The sequence below is a fragment of the Vibrio alginolyticus NBRC 15630 = ATCC 17749 genome (assembly GCF_000354175.2).
GTDB lineage: Bacteria > Pseudomonadota > Gammaproteobacteria > Enterobacterales > Vibrionaceae > Vibrio > Vibrio alginolyticus.
Map to the genome: position 1 here is coordinate 12,356 of NC_022349.1, position 18,815 is coordinate 31,170.

Below are 18,815 nucleotides of genomic sequence, written 5' to 3' on the forward strand. Positions count from 1 at the left end.
TATCTATCATTTATATTTCTTGTACGTGTTTTTATACAAACATCACTAATTGAGTCCGTTTGGTAATTTTGCGAGCCCACTTTTTCTAGTAAGTACTCAAGTGTTTTCCTAGTTATATTGAACATTTATATTAAGGCCATACGAACTAACAAAATCAAAATAGCTAGTACATTGTTTGTAGGGTAAAGATCTGCTCCTCAGCCTTTTGTTTGTGGAGTTTCACATGGGGTTGGTTGCTTTAGTGAGATTGAGTATAGGTTATACCAATCGTAGTAAATAACTGGTCATTCTAGCTTGTTAAAATACTCGATAACTACGTTGCAATTTTTGATTGTAGAATAACTACTTATCGAAAAATTGCGCCTTGTTCTCAAGCATTTTCCCTACGCTATTTCTGATCACTTATTTACTGTGATAGGTATTCAATCGAGAAGAGTTTCGGTGAGGAGTGAAAGGTTCGTTGTAGTAGGACTATGCTATCAAGATCCTGAAACGAAAAAAGCCAGCTCAATGAGCTGGCTTCTTCAATATGGTGGAGGGGGACGGATTCGAACCATCGAAGGCAGTGCCGGCAGATTTACAGTCTGCTCCCTTTGGCCACTCGGGAACCCCTCCAGGGTGTTTTATACTTAAAAGTTAGTTTCCCAACCTAGCTTTCAAGTTGTTCTCACGTTTAAAGGAAAAACATAAGAAAGAATATGGTGGAGGGGGACGGATTCGAACCATCGAAGGCAGTGCCGGCAGATTTACAGTCTGCTCCCTTTGGCCACTCGGGAACCCCTCCAGAGGATTTTTATACTTAGTAAGATGTTTTCCCAACTCATCTCCCAAGTGCGGAGCGAATCATAGCAAACTCGCTCAGGCTGTAAAGCGTTTTTCTTACGTTTTTACGTTGAATGCTGTCTTTTTGGGCAAAGATGGTAGAAAGTCAGCGTTTTGTTTGTCCTTTGAACAGAAGAGAAGCGCGCTTTTTACTTGAATTTACACTACTTGACGTTAAACACCGTATCTACTGATAAACTGTAAGCAGTTTAATGACATAAGTTTATTCGTTTAGAAGTCAATATCATGAGCATGAAAGCCACGTTATCGTTATCTGTTTTAACGCTTTCTATATTACTGAGTTCTCCATCGGTTTGCGCTGCGATGCGAGGAGGCTCAGCGGTTACCGTTGTGACTGAACAAGTAGAAACGCACGAGATCAATCAATCCTTAACTCTTATCGGCAAATTAAAGGCAGCGGAGTCTGTGGTTGTCGCATCGGAAGTCGCCGGCAAAGTGAATCAAATCGCTGTTAAAGCGAATCAAAATGTCCAGCAAGACCAGCTATTAATTAAGTTAGATGACGATAAGGCTCAAGCCGCTTTGATTGAGGCAAAGGCGTACCTTAAAGATGAACAGCGTAAGTTAAAAGAGTTCCAACGTTTGGTTAAGCGGAATGCGATTACTCAAACTGAAATCGATGCACAAAAAGCCAGTGTTGAAATAGCACAAGCGAGGCTTGATGCTGCTCAAGCCAATTTAGCTGATCTCCATATTACTGCCCCATTTTCTGGCACTGTTGGTTTTATCGATTTTAGCCGCGGCAAAATGGTCAGTGCCGGTACTGAACTTTTGACGTTGGATGATCTTTCCGTCATGGAACTGGATTTACAAGTACCGGAGCGCTATTTATCGATGCTTTCTATTGGTATGGAAGTCATCGCTAAAACCAGTGCATGGGGTAGCCAGACCTTTACTGGTAAAGTCACAGGTATTGATACGCGGATCAGCGCCGAAACACTGAATCTTCGCGTGCGTATTGAGTTTGATAACCCAGAAAATCAATTGAAGCCGGGCATGTTGATGAACGCTTCACTAGCATTTCCTGCTATTAAGGCGCCAATCATTCCTGTTCAAGCACTTGAATACTCCGGAACTAAACGTTTTGTATATGTAATTGATGAAAATAACAAAGCTACTCGTCAAGAAGTGTCGCTAGGTGCTCGTGTTGGCAACGAGGTGGTGATCGAATCTGGTGTTGAGATTGGTGACAAGATTGTGGTTCAAGGCATTGTTAACATGCGTGATGGTGTCGAAGTGAAAGAAATTGTCGCGCCACTAAAAGCGAACACCACGGATGTGACACGCAATGACAGTGAATCGGATGAGGAAGAAAACTAATGTTACTGTCCGACGTTTCAGTTAAACGCCCTGTCGCGGCGTTGGTTCTGAGCATGCTGTTGTGTGTGTTTGGCTTTGTGTCATTCACCAAATTAGCCGTTCGTGAAATGCCTGATATAGAAAGCCCAGTCGTTTCTATCAGTACGCGTTATGAGGGTGCATCGGCGACTATTATTGAAAGCCAAATTACCTCCGTTTTGGAAGACCAGCTTTCTGGGATCAGTGGGGTTGATGAAATTAGCTCCACTACTCGTAACAGCATGTCGCGTATCACGATCACGTTTGAGTTAGGTTACGATCTCAACACAGGTGTGAGCGACGTGCGTGATGCCGTAGCTCGTGCTCAGCGCTCGCTACCTGATGAAGCGGATGACCCTATTGTTTATAAGAACAATGGCTCGGGAGAGGCGTCGCTCTACATCAATCTCAGTTCTGCAGAGATGGACCGTACTCAATTAACCGATTATGCCGAACGTGTATTGATGGACCGCTTTAGCCTGATCTCTGGGGTTAGCTCCATTGATCTCTCCGGTGGTTTGTACAAGGTCATGTACGTGAAGCTTAAGCCAGAACTAATGGCTGGACGTTCAGTTACAGCTTCGGACATTACATCAGCTTTACGAAGTGAGAACCTAGAAAGCCCAGGTGGTGAAGTTCGCAACGACTCAACAGTAATGTCCGTGCGTACGGCTCGTACTTATAACACGCCTGAAGATTTTCAATATCTTGTCATTAAACGCGCAAGCGACAATACACCTATCTATTTAAAAGATGTAGCAGATGTCTTCATTGGTGCAGAAAACGAAAACTCAACCTTCAAAAGTGATGGTGTAGTAAACATCAGTCTTGGTGTGGTACCGCAGTCAGACGCAAACCCGTTAGAAGTAGCGAAGCTGGTTAGGTCTGAAGTCGATAACATCCAGAAGTTCTTACCAGAAGGTACACGTCTTGCGATAGATTACGACGCGACAGTGTTTATCGAGCGTTCAATCGAAGAGGTGTACAGCACGCTATTTATCACGGGCGGCTTGGTGATTTTGGTATTGTACATTTTCATCGGCCAAGCTCGTGCAACCTTAATTCCTGCGGTTACTGTACCTGTTTCTCTGATTTCGTCGTTCATTGCCGCGTACTACTTTGGGTTTTCTATCAACTTGATCACCTTGATGGCGTTGATATTATCGATTGGTTTGGTGGTTGATGACGCAATTGTGGTTGTAGAGAATATCTTCCACCATATTGAACGCGGTGAATCGCCATTACTCGCCGCATATAAAGGCACAAGAGAGGTTGGTTTTGCTGTTATAGCAACAACATTAGTGCTGGTGATGGTGTTCTTACCGATCTCCTTTATGGATGGCATGGTAGGTCTACTATTTACAGAGTTTTCTGTATTGCTGGCTATGTCGGTCATATTCTCCTCTTTGATTGCCCTGACGCTGACTCCTGTATTAGGTAGTCAGATTTTGAAAGCGAATGTAAAACCAAATCGATTCAATGAAGCGGTTGATCGCTTGTTTAGCAAGCTTGAGAGTGGCTATCGCGCATTATTGAAAGGCGCATTAAAAGTACGTTGGGCTGCTCCGCTGGTGATTCTAGCTTGTTTGGGCGGTAGCTATTTCTTGATGAATCAGGTACCGGCCCAGCTGACCCCACAAGAAGATCGCGGTGTGATATTCGCGTTTGTGCGCGGTGCAGATGCTACGTCATACAATCGTATGTCAGCCAATATGGATATTGTCGAAGACCGATTGATGCCATTACTAGGGCAAGGTTATCTGAAGTCATTCAGCATCCAAACGCCAGCGTTTGGTGGCCAGGCAGGAGACCAGACAGGCTTTGTGATCATGATTCTAGAAGATTGGAACGAACGTGATATCACGGCTCAGCAAGCCCTTAACAAAGTACGGAAAGAATTGGCAGGTATCCCAGATGTTCGAGTGTTCCCATTTATGCCAGGTTTCCAAGGTGGTTCGAGTGAGCCAGTTCAGTTCGTATTAGGCGGCTCTGATTACGATGAGCTCGTTGTTTGGGCTGAAATGCTAAAGAACAAAGCAGAAGAATCACCAATGATGGAAGGAGCAGAGATAGATTACTCGGAAAAAACGCCTGAGTTATTGGTTACAGTTGACCGACAGCGTGCCGCAGAGCTAGGAGTCAGTGTTAAAGACATTTCTGACACCCTAGAAATCATGCTCGGTGGTAAAAGCGAAACGACTTATGTTGAGCGTGGCGAAGAGTACGATGTGTATCTTCGCGGTGATGAAAATAGCTTTAATAATGCTGCAGATTTAAGTCAGATTTATCTGCGCACGAATAGCGGTCAGCTAGTGACGTTAGATGCGGTCACAAAAATTGAAGAAGTGGCGGCCTCTATTCGTCTTTCTCACTACAACAAACAGAAGTCCATCACTATTACTGCCAACCTGTCGGAAGGTTTTACATTAGGAGATGCGCTGAATTACCTAGACCAGGAAGCCATCGACAACTTACCGGGTGACATTTCGGTGAGTTATTCGGGGGAGTCGAAAGACTTTAAAGAGAACCAAGCGAGTGTTGCTGTTGTGTTTGCATTGGCACTGCTAGTGGCGTATCTCGTGTTGGCGGCTCAGTTTGAAAGCTTCGTAAACCCGTTAGTGGTCATGTTTACGGTGCCGATGGGTGTATTTGGTGGCTTTCTTGGTTTGGTTATTATGGGCCAAGGTATGAACATTTATAGTCAGATCGGCATGATCATGTTGATTGGTATGGTGACGAAAAACGGTATTTTGATCGTAGAATTTGCCAATCAGCTACGTGATCGTGGCGTTGAGTTTGAAAAAGCGATCATTGATGCAGCTGCGCGACGTCTACGTCCAATCTTGATGACTGCGTTTACCACACTTGCTGGCGCAATTCCGTTGATAGTATCTACAGGGGCGGGTTATGAGAGCCGTATTGCCGTGGGTACGGTAATCTTTTTCGGGATGGGGTTTGCGACATTGGTGACCTTGTTTGTTATCCCGGCAATGTACCGATTGATTTCGGCGAAAACACAAGCACCAGGTCATGTAGAAGCAGAGTTAAACAAAGCAATTAGCCATGATACGAAGGGCCGTATAGCGCACCCTTAAATCAAACGTTAAAACATAAAAGCCGAGGTAATAACCTCGGCTTCTCTTTATCGGTTTAAAGTTAGCTCGGAAGCGTTCGATTAGAAGCGTTTCCCTAGGCTGATTTGTACACCTTCGTAGCTGTCGTAAAAATCTTCAAAACCCATATCCGCGACATTATAAATGTACTCTGCGCGTAACCAGATATCTTTGCTCATATCCCAATGGACACCAGCACCGATGTTGAATAGCGCGCCTGAATCATCTGTGACTTTTTGTTCGTTTGGAACATACATTTCAGCTTGAGTGCCAAGCGCAGTTACGCGACCAAACAGTGACAGCGGCGTATCGCCTAAGTTATCACTTGTTACAACAGCAGACATACCTGCTTGGTAATAGTGAAGATCTAAGTCAGTTTTTAGAGCATCGTTCTTAAGTTCATTTTGTGAATAGCGCAGAACCCCTTCAAACGCGAGGTATTGGTTTATATGGTAACCCCAGCCAACTGTGATATGTGGTGTTGACCACTCATTGTCTCTATCCGAGCCGAAATACGGTGTATCAAAACCAACGTTACCAGCACCCAGATAAAAATAAGATTGATGAGCTTGTTCTTGAGCAGCTAAAGTTGGCACGCTAATGGTCAAGGCAGACAATAATAGAATGGCGTTTTTCATAACTAGACGATAACCTTGGTAAAAGACCGTTGTAATGATTTGTTTAAATGTTAATTTAATCAATAGGATGGATGGTAATTATCATATCAGCTTTTATCAAAGGTAGTGATTTTAGAATGGGAATTGTTGCGCTAAAGCATACTTCTTACTCATGACTACCGACTAACTAGATATGGTGACGAAAGCTAGCTAAATAAGAGAGAAGGAAAGGAAAGTGGCTGAATTCAAATACAAAAACTTGACTCAAGAAGAACAAGATAAGTTAGACGCGGCGACATTTCGCCGTTTATTGGCGCATTTAGATGCTAACAAAGACGTACAAAACATCGACCTGATGATCCTTGCGGGCTTCTGTCGCAACTGCTTTAGCAAATGGTATAAATCTGAGGCTGAAAATCTCGGTTTGGATTTAGATATTGATGACGCTCGCGAACGTGTTTACGGCATGACTTACGATGAATGGAAACAAAATCATCAACCAGCGGCAACGCCAGAACAATTGGCTGCGTTTGAAGCGCGCCAGAAAAAGTAAAACCCAGCGATAAAAACAGCCCACATGAAGTTGGGCTGTTTTTTAAAGTCCAGTTTGCACGTTAAGCGTTAGTTGAGCCGCAACAAGCTGGCTCAACGCAACCTTTTGCTTGAATGACTTCGAGTTGAGCTAAGTAAGGTTGAATATCGCCGATGTTCTCTTTTACCCATGTTAAGTCATAATACGTATCTAGGTAACGCTCTCCAGAATCACATAGAAGCGTCACGATAGAACCCTTCTCACCGCGTTGTTTCATCTCACAAGCCAATTGCAGCACACCGTAAAGATTGGTGCCTGTTGATGCGCCGACTTTACGCCCAATCAGCTGAGATACCCAATGGGCGGTTGCCACACTGGCTGCGTCTGGAATTTTGCGCATTTCATCAATGACACCAGCAATAAAACTTGGTTCGACACGTGGTCGCCCGATACCTTCAATTTTGCTGCCAGTATCGCCTTTCAATGAGTGATTTCCTGACTGGAAAGCATCGTAAAACACTGAGTTTTCAGGGTCTACCACGCAAAGCTTAGTGTCGTATTTTTGGTAACGAATAAAACGGCCAATGGTTGCTGATGTGCCGCCTGTTCCAGGACTCATCACTACCCAGCTAGGAATCGGGTGATCTTCTAACTCCATTTGGCTAAAGATAGAGTTCGCGATGTTGTTGTTACCGCGCCAGTCAGTAGCGCGTTCAGCATAAGTAAACTGGTCCATGTAGTGACCATTTAGTTCTTGAGCCAAGCGTCGAGACTCGTCATAAATCTGATCTGATCGTTCAACAAGGTGCGCTTTACCACCGTAAAATTCAATTTGTTCGATCTTTTTACGTGCAGTGGTTTTCGGCATGACGGCAATGAACGGTAAGCCAAGTAAACGCGCAAAATACGCTTCCGAAACGGCAGTGCTGCCTGAGGACGCCTCGATTACAGTGGTTTCAGGACCAATCCATCCATTACAAATAGCATAAAGAAACAATGAGCGCGCCAATCGATGCTTAAGAGAGCCTGTTGGATGCGTGCTCTCATCTTTTAGGTAGATATCGATACCATCAAGAGAAGGCAGTTCAAGTTTAAATAAATGAGTATCAGCAGAACGTTGAAAGTCTGCTTCAATTTTACGCACTGCATTGTTGATCCAGTTGTGGTCAGTACACATGGCGTCTCTCCTTGGAAATCGATAGATAAGCATTAGATGGGAATAATTTACCTATAATACGAGAGAAAAACTTTGCTATAGTTGCCGGTAATGACTATTTTGATAGAAAAGTTTTCTACACTTCGTGGGTTTTATAGGATGAGTTTGGATCGGGTCGATAAACAGCTGCTTGCGTTGTTACAAACCGACAGCACCTTGTCATTAAATGAGTTAGCAGAGCAGGTAAATCTGACAACGACGCCATGTTGGAAGCGTTTGAAAAGGTTGGAAGAAGAGGGCTACATCGAAAAACGCGTGGCGTTGTTAAGTACAGAAAAGCTCGAGCTATCTTTCATTGCATTTGTTCAGTTAAAAACGATTGATCATTCCGAAGGTTGGTATCACCATTTTGTTACAACTGTGAGTGACTTTCCTGAGGTAATGGAGTTTTATCGTATGGCTGGCGAGTATGACTACATGATGAAAGTACTAGTCAAAGATATGAAGTGTTTTGACGAATTCTATAAGCGGTTAGTTAATAGCGTAAAAGGGCTATCTAATGTGACTTCAACATTTGCTATGGAGTCCATTAAATACACAACAGAGTTACCAATCCTAAAATAACTCGCCCTATAAGAATTCTATCTAATGTTAATTCTACCTTTTAGTATTTTAAATGTTAAAAGGTAGTTTGATTATGCTTTTAAAACTATTTCCTACCAGATTTTTATAAATATAAACGATATTTATTCTCTCTTCTATTTTTCATTAACCATTTGTTTTTGCAGTCCATTAATCCTATACATCATAACGAAAGAAAAAATAACGCAATTTTTTCTCTTTCTTTTTCATGTTTTATTTTATTGAATATTAATTTTTACTAAATTAATGGAAGAGTTTGATTTAAACGTTTGCTTTTTGTGTTTTCATGTAATTTGGTCGCTATTTTTGATTATTTGTTTTTAGGATTAATACAGTAGCAATTACTTAAGTAATAAAGTACTCAAAAATGGGGATAGTGATTAATAAAACATCGTATTATTATCGCCCCATCTTGTATGTAACAAAGTATTACTAAAAATGAACAGAAATTACTATTTGCTTTTTCTCGCAGCTTTACTCGCTGGCTGTGGCGGTGGGGGAGACTCTAAGCCGAACAATACGAAGACACCAACTACGATAACAAAGCAGAACCGTCCGCAATTAAAAGTGGAAGACACGGTGTTGAAGTTTGAAGGAGTGGGAACGGTTACTGAAGCAAAACTGAGCAATGTACATGGGTCGGTATCTTACCAAGTCATTGATTCTAATCCGCCAAATGTCGTGAAAATTAATGACTCAGGAATACTACAAATTCTGCGCCCAGGAACGGCGACTATTCTTGCTACAGATAGTAGCTCTGCTTATGAATCTTCTGAAGCAAGATTTTCTGTCACTGTAGAGCGAGGCATCAATACTGAACTTTCAGTGAGTGATCTGAATTTCAATGCGATTGAGTCAGAAGGAAAAGCGTTGATCGTCCGTGGCCAAAAAGGCGAACTGAGTTATGAGGTAGAAAGTGGTCATAACTTGATTCGTGTTGATGAGAACGGTTCGGTATATTCATTAGGTTCAGTTGGTCAGGCATCGGTGCTGATTACTGATTCAGGTAACGACTTTTACTTGCCGAAACAAGTTCGCGCTACGGTTAAGCTGCATGCAGTAGCTCCGGGGCAATTACAGTTCGCTTTGCTTGAAGACGAGTATCGAGAAGGGTTGACGTTAGAACCAGTGCGTCTAGATAAAGCTCAAACGCAACGTATTTCTTACAAAATTATAAATAGCGTACCAGACAGCAAGGTGGCCGAGTTGCTAGATCCTGAAACGGGTTTGCTTCTTGTTCATAATGTTGGTCGATTAACGGTTGAAGCGACTGCAACTTACAGCGACGCGTTTCTGGATAAACAGCAAACAGCGCAATTTTTTGTGGATATAAAACAAGGCAAGCGTCAAGAAATCAGCGCAGCGGATATCGTCACAACTTATGAGGAAGGTGGACGAATTTTCCCTAAGGTGACGAACGCCTACGGTGACTATGAGCTGAGAATCATTCGTGGTGAAGACGTTGTCGCTAAAACTGAAAATGGTGAAGCATTACTGATCAAAGGTGTTGGTGCTGCTGAAGTGGAAATTTACGAGCATGACATGCGTAATTATCCTGCAAGCAAAACTCGCTTTGATCTTGAAGTTAATCGCGCGCCTCATCCCGTTATAAAAGACATTGAAATGCCGCTTACCTATCAACCAAATCTTTCAATCCCTCTGGCGTTTAAAGGGCAAAAAGGTAACGTAAATCTAGTTAGCAGCTTACCTAATGGCTTACGAATGACTGACGGCAAGTTGGAGGTAGTGACTGCGGGTGAGTACGACCTTAAGTTTGAAGACGATGGTGGGGAGTTCTACCAACCTATTCAATTTAATGTCGTCATCAAAGTTGCAAAGGCTGAAGGCCAACCGATGGCAACACACGATTATGACGTTGTATACAGCAACAAATACAGTTTTGATCTTCACCGTGATTTTGGTTTGAGTGCTGACGAGCAAATTGAGATTGTAGATAACACCGCACCAGATGTTGTCGGTGGTTTTAGTGAAGGACGTCTCCATGTGTATAAAGCGGGTAAAGCGACGCTAACTGTGCGCAGAAAAGAGAGCGCGAATTATACCGTTGGTCCTGATCAAAAAGTCTACGTGACAATTTTGAGTGCGCCGAGCCGAATTGAAGTTCAATCCGATGTGGAAGAGATTTGGAAGGTTGGCCAAACATTTGTTGCGCCGAAAATCTCTGGTACGGTTGGGGAAGTTACGTACCGATTTGCAGACAACGCAGCAACAGATGTAGTTTCCTTAAACAGCCAAACGGGTGCCATGCAAATTCTTAACGCGGGTAGCACAAAAATTATTGTTTCGGATGCGGGGGACGACAAAGTGGATCCGGGTGAAAGTAGTTTCTCGGTCACGATTAAACAAGGCACAAACCCTGTATCGGTTACTTACCCAACGGTAGAATTCTCCGCTGGTAGTGTTATCTCACCAGTGATGAGTGGTGGGACTGCGAAGGCAAGTTACCGTCTTATTAACCAAAAAGACCCTGTGGTCGAGCTAGTTTCTCCTGATACAGGGCGTTTGAAAATCCTGCATGCAGGCACGTACCAATTAGAGGTTACCCTTACTGGGCGCAACTACAAAGCTAAAACAATCGTCGTAAATGGCACTATTAACAAAGCGAATCACCCTGGTTTAAGTACTTCTACAATGAAGGTGGAATTTGAACCATTTAAAAAGGTTAAGCTAGACTTTGGTACACCAATAGGAAACCGCAGCTATCAAATATCCAGCTCAACAATTAAAGGAGTCGCTTCATTAGATGTTGATAAGGAAGAGCTGACGTTACTTGACCTCCCACCAGTAAAAAGACGTTGGATTTCTCTCGACGTTTCGGAAGGAGAATCTCGAGATTACAAAGCGTTGGAAAGTAAGAAAGTCCAGCTGTATCTAAGCTTTGCAGATGAAGGTGTTGCGGATCAATATACATTGCTTGAAACTGAACAAACAGTATTGTTTAGCACGCTAAATGCACGTGAGTTTTCTAACTTAGAAGAAAGTGAGTTTGGTTTGATGAACGTTCGTTCAGTGCGTGAGCCAACGGACGAAGAATTGAAATTATACGGCAAAGGTAAGATTGCACTACTTGCATTCAAGCCGGTGGGTAACGATGACCAAACTCTAATAAAAGGAGCGTGGGTACACTTAGCTCGATTTGATGGATGTACATCAGAGCTGTTCGAAGATGATCTCAAGCCTTTTGAAGCAATTGACTATGATGACCCAGGGTACTGCACCAACGGCAGCACGATTCGTATGACTCGGTTCTTAATAATTGATGACTCGAAGATGGAAAAGGTAGAGTATGAGTTAGTAGCACCTGTGATTACTTATCGTCGTGGGGTTCGTGAATTTTTAGCAACGAATAAAGGTGGATTCTATGCCGACCCAAATGTCATTTACGGGAAAGGCGAATATGGTTACCCGAAATCACTTTACGAATGGTCGGTTATTAACATGAAGTATCAACCAAATTAATCATCGTTTGATACCCATTAAAAAAGGAGTGCGGAACAGCACTCCTTTTTTCGTCTGGCGAACACGAGCTATTTCGTGTAGCGCATCACCCCTTCTTGCACGGCGGTCGCCACTAAGTGACCTTGCTGGTTGTATATTTCGCCACGGACCAACCCACGAGTATTGCTCGCCGTTGGGCTCTCTATCGCATATAGAAGCCATTCATCCATCTTAAACGGGCGATGGAACCAGATAGAGTGGTCAATGGTGGCCACTTGAAAGTTAGGCGTCATTAATGAGACTTCATGTGGATGCATTGCTGTTACAAGGAATCCCCAATCGGATGCGTAGGCCAGAAGGTACTGGTGAATTAGCTGATTCTCTGGCATTTCACCATTAGCACGAATCCAAAGGTACTGTTTGGGTTCTGCTTTTTTGGGCTTCAAAGGGTTGATAACCGTAACGGGGCGAGTTTCGATTGGCTTTTCCCCGCAAAATGTTTTGCGTAAGCGTTTGGGTAGAAATTCTGCAATATGGCTTGCGAGCTCACTCTCTGAGGCAAAGTTTTCTGGACCAGGGATATCTGGCATTTCTTTTTGATGATCAAACCCAGGTTGATCGCCATGGTAGGATGCGGTTAGGTAAAAAATAGGGCGTCCATTTTGAATTGCTTTTACGCGTCTAGTGCTAAAGCTACGGCCATCTCTCAGATTTTCTACATCATAAATAATAGGTTTTTCTGGATCGCCAGGGTACAAAAAATAGCTATGGAAGGAGTGTACCGTGCGTGTTTCTTCAACGGTGTAGCGCGCAGCAGAAAGCGCTTGCCCAATTACTTGACCGCCATAAACTTGAGGCAAACCTAGGTTTTCACTTTGGCCACGAAACAAGCCTTCTTCTAATTTTTCGAGTTGTAGTAGGCTGAGCAATTCTCGTAGTGGTTTACTCATTGTGTCTCCTCACCGTTGTCTTTCATTCCAAGTTACCTCAACAGCCTCACTCTTGTGAAGTGGCATAGTTAAGAACTATTGAGTAACTTAGAAATAGTATTGTTCCAATTATGAAACAAAATCAATTGTTTGATAAATTCTAACTCAGTCAAACTATTGTCAAATAAAGTGACAGGAAGCAGACAGTTTTATATTCCAGACCTATAATTGCTTCGGTTTAATGCTCGTTTCGAGGAATATATGAAAAAAACACTACTACTTGTTACTTCTCTACTCTTTGGGGCTGCGTTAGTGGGTTGCCAAACTTCTCAAAATACAGAAATGGAATCTACAGAAGCGTCAATGAAGACGATTACAGGTACAGTGGCTTATCGCGAGCGGATTGCCTTGCCACCAAACGCAGTGGTTACTATTGCGTTAGAAGATGTGTCCTTGGCGGATGCGCCAGCAAAAGTGTTGGCGAAACAGACATTCGAAACAGAAGGTAAGCAAGTTCCTCTTTCTTTTGAGTTGAGTTACGACAGCAATGAAATCAAACCAAACCATCGTTACAGCGTTCGTGCTCGCATTGAGGTAGATGGAAAGCTGCGTTTTATCAGCGACACACATAACGGTGTTATTACAGATGAAGCACAAACTCACCAATTAGATATTCGTCTAGTTGGAACACGTTAATACGACGTACTGAGAACAAAAAATGGCAGCTTAAGGCTGCCATTTGTATTTTTTAAGTGAAGTTTTGCCAACTTCCGATACTTCAATCCCTTCTGCTTCTAATTTCTTTTTTTGTCGCTCTAAGTCTCTGCCTTTTAAAGATATTTTTCCTTGGCTATTTACCACTCTAAACCAGGGGAGTTTGCTGCCTTCTGGTAGGTTACCCAGTGCTTTACCAACATGTCTCGCATAGCCCGGATAACCGGCCATTTTTGCAATTTCCCCATAGGTGGAGACTTTTCCTTTTGGAATTTGGTGAATTACAGCAAAGATTTGCGCTAAAAATTGGTCCATACTCAAAAGTGTCTATTTTGGATTACTAAGGAATGGTAAACCATTGGACTTGTATATTGCTAACGGTTCTTAACCCTTGTGTTGTCAGCGACTCACTTTGAAGAATTACATTTTCTGTTCTTTAGTGTCGTTGGTTGATGAGCCTTAAACAGCATGAAGCAAACGCAAGCTAAGCTTGAATCTAGACCCTCTCAACGACTTTCAATCCCAGTTTTTGCCGTTGAGTTACCAAGTAGGTGGGGAAGCCAGGAGGCGCTATGATTTTATCGACACTTCAATTTTTCGTTACGACCTTACTCGCTGTTGTCTGCGTTCGGGCGATGAGTTTGAGCGAGGGTGACATTCCCGTTCTTGCACTTATGATCCCCGCGCTGTGGGTTCTGCCACAAGGTGGGTTCGCTGGCCTAGTATTACTGGGCGCGATGATGGCTTTTGGTGCGACACTCTCAATGCAGCCAATTGCTTTGTCGGTTGGTGTTTTGATCCTTTTCCCACTTTTAATGGTGGTATTTTCTCGTAGAAGCTCTTTAGGTGTGTTGCTCACCGCTGGTCTTATTGTACTTACACTGCAAGTTGGTCTTATGGTCACACAGCAAGGCGGTAAGCTGGATGGTTTTGCTTGGGTTACAGTGGTTCAAACCATTGCGGTTATGGCGATGTGGTGGTCGGCTGCGCATTGGACGCCATCCAATAAACACAGCTGGTGGCCGTTGTTTTTGTTGCTCCCATTGTGGATTGCAGGCCTACCGTACGCCGTTCTTATGGCGTTAAGTTTGACGGGAATGTTAGCGTCAATGGAAGCACTTGCGAAGCTTCAACATACCATTCGTTGGAGCAAATTATTATGTTGGACATTGCCGACTGTGGGTTTTGCCGCTTTAGTCGTCAGCCCGACCACGGATGTGCCAAACCCTGTTTTCGTGGTTTGGATCTGTTTGTTAGGGACGGCTTGGATGACTGACTATATTTTACGTAGTAGCGATGAACAGGCTGAATTATGAATTTTTAGTCAGGTAAAAAGTGACATGTGCGGCAGAGTATCGAATTGGTTGTGGAACAAAATGGAGATTAGTATATGTTCTTCATTTCATATTTACTACACTTCCAATAATAATAACCACAATATAAGTGGTTGATTTAAGATAAGTTTGTCATGACAACTTTTGCTCGAACACTGTTGCTTTTTGCATGTTGCCTCTTGAGTTTGAATGTAAAAGCCGAAGCCCCTTTAATTGCTCATTATAAAGTCGCGACTGAAGCGGATGATGTCGTCACTCGTGTTCTTTTCAATGCTGCTTCAAAGGAGTTTGGCTTTACCGTTCAATACGTGAACTACTCCAGCTTTGATGCCATTCTAAATTCAGTAGCGAATGGGGAAGCGGACTTTGCTGCGAATATCACTTACACACAAGAACGTGCTCAACGTTTTAGTTATTCCCGCCCAACAAATATCGAATATACCTACCTCTTTGGTTTAAAAGATTCGACGTTGAGTGACATTTCGCGTGTTGGCATCCCCAAAGATACAGTTTATGCCCAATTACTTAAACAACACTACCCTGAGCTAGAACAGATCTCTTATCAAGGTCATGAACAAGCAGTAACACTGCTACGTTCAGGTGCTGTGGACGGCGTTGTCGATGCCATTAACCAGCTCAAGCCGATGCTGATGGAGGGGTTTGACGCCAAGATGCTCAATGATCAGATTTCGATAAAGCCCGTATCCATCATCAGTAAAAAAGATCATCATCTTGAGGAGTTGGACACGTTCGCTACGTTTATTCACGGGGAAGCGGTGCAAAAGCAGCTTCGCGAAGAAATTTCCCAGTATCAATTTGAATTAAGGCGAGCAGCGTTGCGTGATTCTATTCGTTTATTACCCCTTGATTTTAATGAACCAATACGGATTAAGCTCGAATCTATCTTTCCATATGTTGTATACAACGCAGATGGTAGTGTCGAAGGGATGACGGCTGATGTAGTCCTGAGAAGTTGTGAGATCTTGGCTTTAAACTGCTTGATCATTAGTGAGCCTGGTGAAAGCTGGGGTTCTATGTACCATGAGTTTATCCAAGGTAATTTCGAAATTTTGGCGCCGTTAACGGTCAGCCGTGAGCGGCGCGCATTTAGCTACTTTCCAAAGTCCCATTACGCGCCAGCATCGGTGATGGTCAAGCGTTTAGGTTACAAACCGAGCACATACTCTCATGTTTCACAGTTGATATCTGAGCGGATTGGCGTAGTTAAGGATGACTTTTTCGATCAAATGATGACGCAACTGTTACCGCTAAAAGAACTCAAACGTTATCGTACCCAACAAGAACTCATTCAGGGGCTATTAAATGAAGAAGTCGATTACATTCCGATGGATACGGCGATGCTCAATCATTTTTTACGTCTCAGTGAACTGGTTCCGATAGAGCAGGATACCGCTATTGGCGAGTTTTATGAGTCTCAACTCTCTGTTGGATTGGTCGCGAATGAAAAAGGAGCCATGCTTGCGCCTTTCTTCAGTCGAGCGATAGCGATGTTAGAAGTTGATAAGATCATTGCTCAGTACGATGTACGCCCAGATTGGCGTACCGCACTTGAATATGAGATTCGATTAGCGACGCAAACACAAGCTGTGTTTATCTTTGTATTATTGTTTGCTATTTGTGTTTCGCTTTATCTTTACCGTCAATCGAACACTGACAACTTAACAGGGTTAAGGAATCGTCGTGCGTTGCAAGTAAAGTATCGAAAAGGAGTAAACAAAGATCTATCCATACTTTACTTAGACATTAATCATTTCAAACGAATCAATGACACTTATGGGCATCGCGCTGGGGACGAAGTTTTACAACTACTGGCACTAAAAATTCATTATGTCTGGTCGGGAAGATGTTATCGAATTGGAGGGGATGAGTTCATATTGCTGGGTTATCCAACGCAAGCCGAGTTAACTAGAGCAATGAGAGAGCTCAGTAGAATCGACGTGAAAGGCAAATTATGTAGTGATTTGGAGTCTATAAGTATCTCTATTGGTTTCTCTGCAAAAAGGGAACGGCACATGAGCTTAGAGCAAGCGATGCATTTGGCTGATGAAGACATGTACATGAGTAAGCAGTCCTCACGGCACGACTCCTCTTATCGTGACTGCACGGTTTCATCATAAAGGAATGAATTGATCGAGTTTTGTTCAAACGGTAATGAAATGATGAAATTCAAGGTTTTTGCTCTTGCATTATGAGAGCTGATACTGAATAATCGCCCCATCGATTGAGGCAAGACCTCTCGAAAAGAATTATGGGGCTCTGGTCCTCTCGCAACAATAGCTCGTGAACTCGGTCAGGTCCGGAAGGAAGCAGCCGCAGCGTGTGACTTGTGTGCCGGGATGTGGCTGGGGTCCCACCCTTTGAAAGCCCTGCGTTATCGCAGGGCTTTTTTCGTTTTTGAGCCTTCTTTTATTTTGGCTACGCTTGGTGTTCAACGTCTTCTGATGATCAAGCTTCTTGAGGTTATTTAGGTATAATTTATAATCTCATCCGCTCGATACCGAACTTTCGTGAAGATTGTTTAGGGTACACTCGCCGAATAACCATTTTCACCTGGGATACTTTAATGATTTCAAAAAACCAATTAAAACTGCTTCGTGCTTTAGGTCAAAAGAAACAGCGTAAAGCGCATGGCTTATTCCTAGTTCAGGGTGAAAAGAACGTACTAGAGCTAGCAAGTAGTTCATTGAAGGTGAAGCAGGTTTTTGCAACAGCGGCATTTCTCGAACAAAATGCTGGTACGCTAAATCGTTTTGATTGTGTTGAAGCATCGCTTGATGAATTGACCAAAGCGAGCACGCTTGTGAGCAATAATGCGGCCATTGCTGTGGTTGAAATTCCGAGTGTAAAAGAGCCTCAAGCGAAAGGCTTGATGATTGCGCTAGATGGTGTATCCGACCCTGGTAATCTAGGTACGATTATTCGTGTTGCAGACTGGTATGGCATCAAGCACATTATTGCGAGTACAGATTGTGCTGATCCTTATAATCCTAAAACGATCAGTGCGACCATGGGCAGCTTTGGCCGCGTACAAGTGAGTTTGGTGGATTTGCCAAGTTACTTGGAACACGCCAAATTGCCAGTATATGGCGCGTTTTTGGAAGGAGAGAGCGTTCATAAAACGGATTTCGCTGCTGAAGGTATTTTGTTGATGGGCAGCGAATCTCATGGTGTGCGCGAAGCCGCAGCAAAATTCGTGACAGATAAGATCACGATTCCGGCGTTTGGCGGTGCCGAATCACTGAATGTCGCGATGGCGACTGGCATTATTTTAGACAACATGCGCCGCCAACATAGCTAATGCAACAATTACTTAATAACAAAGCCAGTCTATTTGACTGGCTTTGTTGTATTTTGCCTAGAAAAATCAGCCTGGCTGAATCTTGCGTTTAACGAAATACAGTGAATGTTGTTCGGTGAGTTAATTTTGTTTTAGTTCAATAGGCTGTGCCTATAAATAAAATTACTCCTTTCCATTTAGTAAAATCAGGAAATTAGGCGACACTTATCTAAAGGCCGCAATAAAATGCCCTTAAGGAGATAAGAATGCATTCATTAAAAGTAAAAGATTACATGACGTTGCAAGCGGTGACTTTCACGAAAGATATGTCACTTTCGGCAGCTTTAAACAAAGTAATGCAAAGTGTCACACTAGGTGGCCCTGTCATTGATGAAAATGAAAAAGTGGTTGGGTTTTTATCGGAGCAAGACTTATTAGATAAGTTGGTGAAAGCAAGTTATCACTGCCAAGATACACATACGGTACAAGAGTGTATGCATGATGATGTCTTATCTGTTTCTCCAGAAATGTCAGTAATTGAACTGGCTGACATGATGAAAGTTGGAAAGCCGAAAATGTATCCAGTGGTGGATGGCAAAGGTAAGTTGGTTGGTGTTATCACAAGAAGAGACGTGCTGCGTGCCATAGGAATGACATTAAATGAGTGTTTTAAGCATCCCGTTTAACCTCTCTGTTTAAACTTTACGGAATATTGCTTTTAAACTGGTTTGGAAAGACGCTTCGGCGTCTTTTTTATTTTCTATCGCCGAACTGTACAAATTTATCTTGACCTTGGAGCTTACTCTAAGGTTTATCCTTAGCAATAGGTAAATCACCGAT

Annotated in this window: 14 protein-coding genes, 2 tRNA genes and 1 other RNA gene; 11 read left to right on the forward strand and 6 right to left on the reverse strand. The window is 43.0% G+C overall.

Annotated elements, in window-relative coordinates; translation table 11 throughout:
- Positions 1-530: 530 nt before the first annotated feature.
- Positions 531-615: transfer RNA gene (locus N646_RS00060), tRNA-Tyr, on the reverse strand.
- Between the two features lie 84 nt (positions 616-699).
- A tRNA-Tyr gene (locus tag N646_RS00065) sits at positions 700-784 on the reverse strand.
- A gap of 284 nt (positions 785-1,068) precedes the next feature.
- Here N646_RS00065 and N646_RS00070 point away from each other — a divergent pair.
- A complete protein-coding gene (locus tag N646_RS00070) occupies positions 1,069-2,163 on the forward strand; it encodes an efflux RND transporter periplasmic adaptor subunit (protein WP_017820000.1) in 1,095 nt (364 codons plus the stop codon).
- Positions 2,163-5,276, forward strand: coding sequence for a multidrug efflux RND transporter permease subunit VmeF (vmeF, locus tag N646_RS00075; RefSeq protein WP_017820001.1), 3,114 nt, complete (start codon positions 2,163-2,165; stop codon positions 5,274-5,276). The genes N646_RS00070 and vmeF overlap by 1 nt, the downstream gene beginning before the upstream one ends.
- 80 nt (positions 5,277-5,356) lie before the next feature.
- On the opposite strand, the gene N646_RS00080 is transcribed toward vmeF, so the two are convergent.
- Entirely contained in the window at positions 5,357-5,932 is a 576-nt protein-coding gene (locus N646_RS00080) for a porin family protein (RefSeq protein ID WP_017820002.1), read from the reverse strand.
- Positions 5,933-6,146: 214 nt separating this feature from the next.
- Between N646_RS00080 and N646_RS00085 the strand changes: the two genes are divergently transcribed.
- Positions 6,147-6,464: a DUF1244 domain-containing protein gene (locus tag N646_RS00085; RefSeq protein ID WP_005378586.1), complete on the forward strand. Its 318-nt coding sequence runs from the start codon at positions 6,147-6,149 to the stop codon at positions 6,462-6,464.
- A 61-nt stretch (positions 6,465-6,525) separates the two neighbouring features.
- Here N646_RS00085 and N646_RS00090 read toward each other — a convergent pair whose 3' ends face one another.
- Positions 6,526-7,620 carry a PLP-dependent cysteine synthase family protein gene (locus N646_RS00090; RefSeq protein WP_005389952.1) on the reverse strand — a complete coding sequence of 365 codons (1,095 nt, stop codon included), beginning with the start codon at positions 7,618-7,620 and terminating at the stop codon, positions 6,526-6,528.
- Positions 7,621-7,758: 138 nt separating this feature from the next.
- Between N646_RS00090 and N646_RS00095 the strand changes: the two genes are divergently transcribed.
- Both N646_RS00095 and N646_RS00100 read left to right on the forward strand, forming a co-directional pair.
- Complete coding sequence (locus N646_RS00095) at positions 7,759-8,223, forward strand: Lrp/AsnC family transcriptional regulator (protein WP_017820003.1); 465 nt, start codon at positions 7,759-7,761, stop codon at positions 8,221-8,223.
- Between the two features lie 456 nt (positions 8,224-8,679).
- A complete protein-coding gene (locus N646_RS00100; protein WP_017820004.1) occupies positions 8,680-11,721 on the forward strand; it encodes a hypothetical protein in 3,042 nt (1,013 codons plus the stop codon).
- A gap of 68 nt (positions 11,722-11,789) precedes the next feature.
- Here N646_RS00100 and tesB read toward each other — a convergent pair whose 3' ends face one another.
- Positions 11,790-12,650, reverse strand: coding sequence for an acyl-CoA thioesterase II (gene tesB, locus N646_RS00105; protein WP_005378575.1), 861 nt, complete (start codon positions 12,648-12,650; stop codon positions 11,790-11,792).
- 240 nt (positions 12,651-12,890) lie between these two features.
- On the opposite strand from tesB, the gene N646_RS00110 reads away from it, so the two are divergent.
- Positions 12,891-13,325, forward strand: a complete 435-nt coding sequence (locus tag N646_RS00110) for a YbaY family lipoprotein (RefSeq protein WP_005378572.1) — start codon at positions 12,891-12,893, stop codon at positions 13,323-13,325.
- 30 nt (positions 13,326-13,355) lie between these two features.
- Here the strand turns inward: N646_RS00110 and N646_RS00115 are convergent, their stop codons facing one another.
- A complete protein-coding gene (locus tag N646_RS00115) occupies positions 13,356-13,658 on the reverse strand; it encodes a DNA base-flipping protein (protein WP_005378570.1) in 303 nt (100 codons plus the stop codon).
- A gap of 257 nt (positions 13,659-13,915) precedes the next feature.
- On the opposite strand from N646_RS00115, the gene N646_RS00120 reads away from it, so the two are divergent.
- The 5 genes from N646_RS00120 (at position 13,916) to N646_RS00135 (ending at position 18,661) form a co-directional block, all read left to right on the forward strand.
- Positions 13,916-14,659: a VP0952 family biofilm-associated protein gene (locus tag N646_RS00120; RefSeq protein ID WP_005378568.1), complete on the forward strand. Its 744-nt coding sequence runs from the start codon at positions 13,916-13,918 to the stop codon at positions 14,657-14,659.
- Between the two features lie 152 nt (positions 14,660-14,811).
- Positions 14,812-16,815 carry a GGDEF domain-containing protein gene (locus N646_RS00125; protein ID WP_017820005.1) on the forward strand — a complete coding sequence of 668 codons (2,004 nt, stop codon included), beginning with the start codon at positions 14,812-14,814 and terminating at the stop codon, positions 16,813-16,815.
- A 137-nt stretch (positions 16,816-16,952) separates the two neighbouring features.
- An RNA gene (ffs, locus tag N646_RS23310) (signal recognition particle sRNA small type) lies at positions 16,953-17,049 on the forward strand.
- A gap of 212 nt (positions 17,050-17,261) precedes the next feature.
- Positions 17,262-17,996 (forward strand): RNA methyltransferase, encoded by a 735-nt coding sequence (locus N646_RS00130; protein ID WP_005378485.1) that lies wholly within the window; start codon positions 17,262-17,264, stop codon positions 17,994-17,996.
- Between the two features lie 245 nt (positions 17,997-18,241).
- Complete coding sequence (locus N646_RS00135; protein WP_005378483.1) at positions 18,242-18,661, forward strand: CBS domain-containing protein; 420 nt, start codon at positions 18,242-18,244, stop codon at positions 18,659-18,661.
- Positions 18,662-18,815 lie beyond the last annotated feature (154 nt).

Excerpts from the sequence above, each read along its gene's own strand:
- N646_RS00070 (WP_017820000.1), top strand. The coding sequence starts at position 1,069 with ATGAGCATGAAAGCCACGTTATCGTTATCTGTTTTAACGCTTTCTATA.
- vmeF (WP_017820001.1), top strand. The coding sequence starts at position 2,163 with ATGTTACTGTCCGACGTTTCAGTTAAACGCCCTGTCGCGGCGTTGGTT.
- N646_RS00080 (WP_017820002.1), bottom strand. The coding sequence starts at position 5,932 with ATGAAAAACGCCATTCTATTATTGTCTGCCTTGACCATTAGCGTGCCA.
- N646_RS00090 (WP_005389952.1), bottom strand. The coding sequence starts at position 7,620 with ATGTGTACTGACCACAACTGGATCAACAATGCAGTGCGTAAAATTGAA.
- N646_RS00095 (WP_017820003.1), top strand. The coding sequence starts at position 7,759 with ATGAGTTTGGATCGGGTCGATAAACAGCTGCTTGCGTTGTTACAAACC.
- N646_RS00100 (WP_017820004.1), top strand. The coding sequence starts at position 8,680 with ATGAACAGAAATTACTATTTGCTTTTTCTCGCAGCTTTACTCGCTGGC.
- tesB (WP_005378575.1), bottom strand. The coding sequence starts at position 12,650 with ATGAGTAAACCACTACGAGAATTGCTCAGCCTACTACAACTCGAAAAA.
- N646_RS00110 (WP_005378572.1), top strand. The coding sequence starts at position 12,891 with ATGAAAAAAACACTACTACTTGTTACTTCTCTACTCTTTGGGGCTGCG.
- N646_RS00115 (WP_005378570.1), bottom strand. The coding sequence starts at position 13,658 with ATGGACCAATTTTTAGCGCAAATCTTTGCTGTAATTCACCAAATTCCA.
- N646_RS00120 (WP_005378568.1), top strand. The coding sequence starts at position 13,916 with ATGATTTTATCGACACTTCAATTTTTCGTTACGACCTTACTCGCTGTT.
- N646_RS00125 (WP_017820005.1), top strand. The coding sequence starts at position 14,812 with ATGACAACTTTTGCTCGAACACTGTTGCTTTTTGCATGTTGCCTCTTG.
- N646_RS00130 (WP_005378485.1), top strand. The coding sequence starts at position 17,262 with ATGATTTCAAAAAACCAATTAAAACTGCTTCGTGCTTTAGGTCAAAAG.
- N646_RS00135 (WP_005378483.1), top strand. The coding sequence starts at position 18,242 with ATGCATTCATTAAAAGTAAAAGATTACATGACGTTGCAAGCGGTGACT.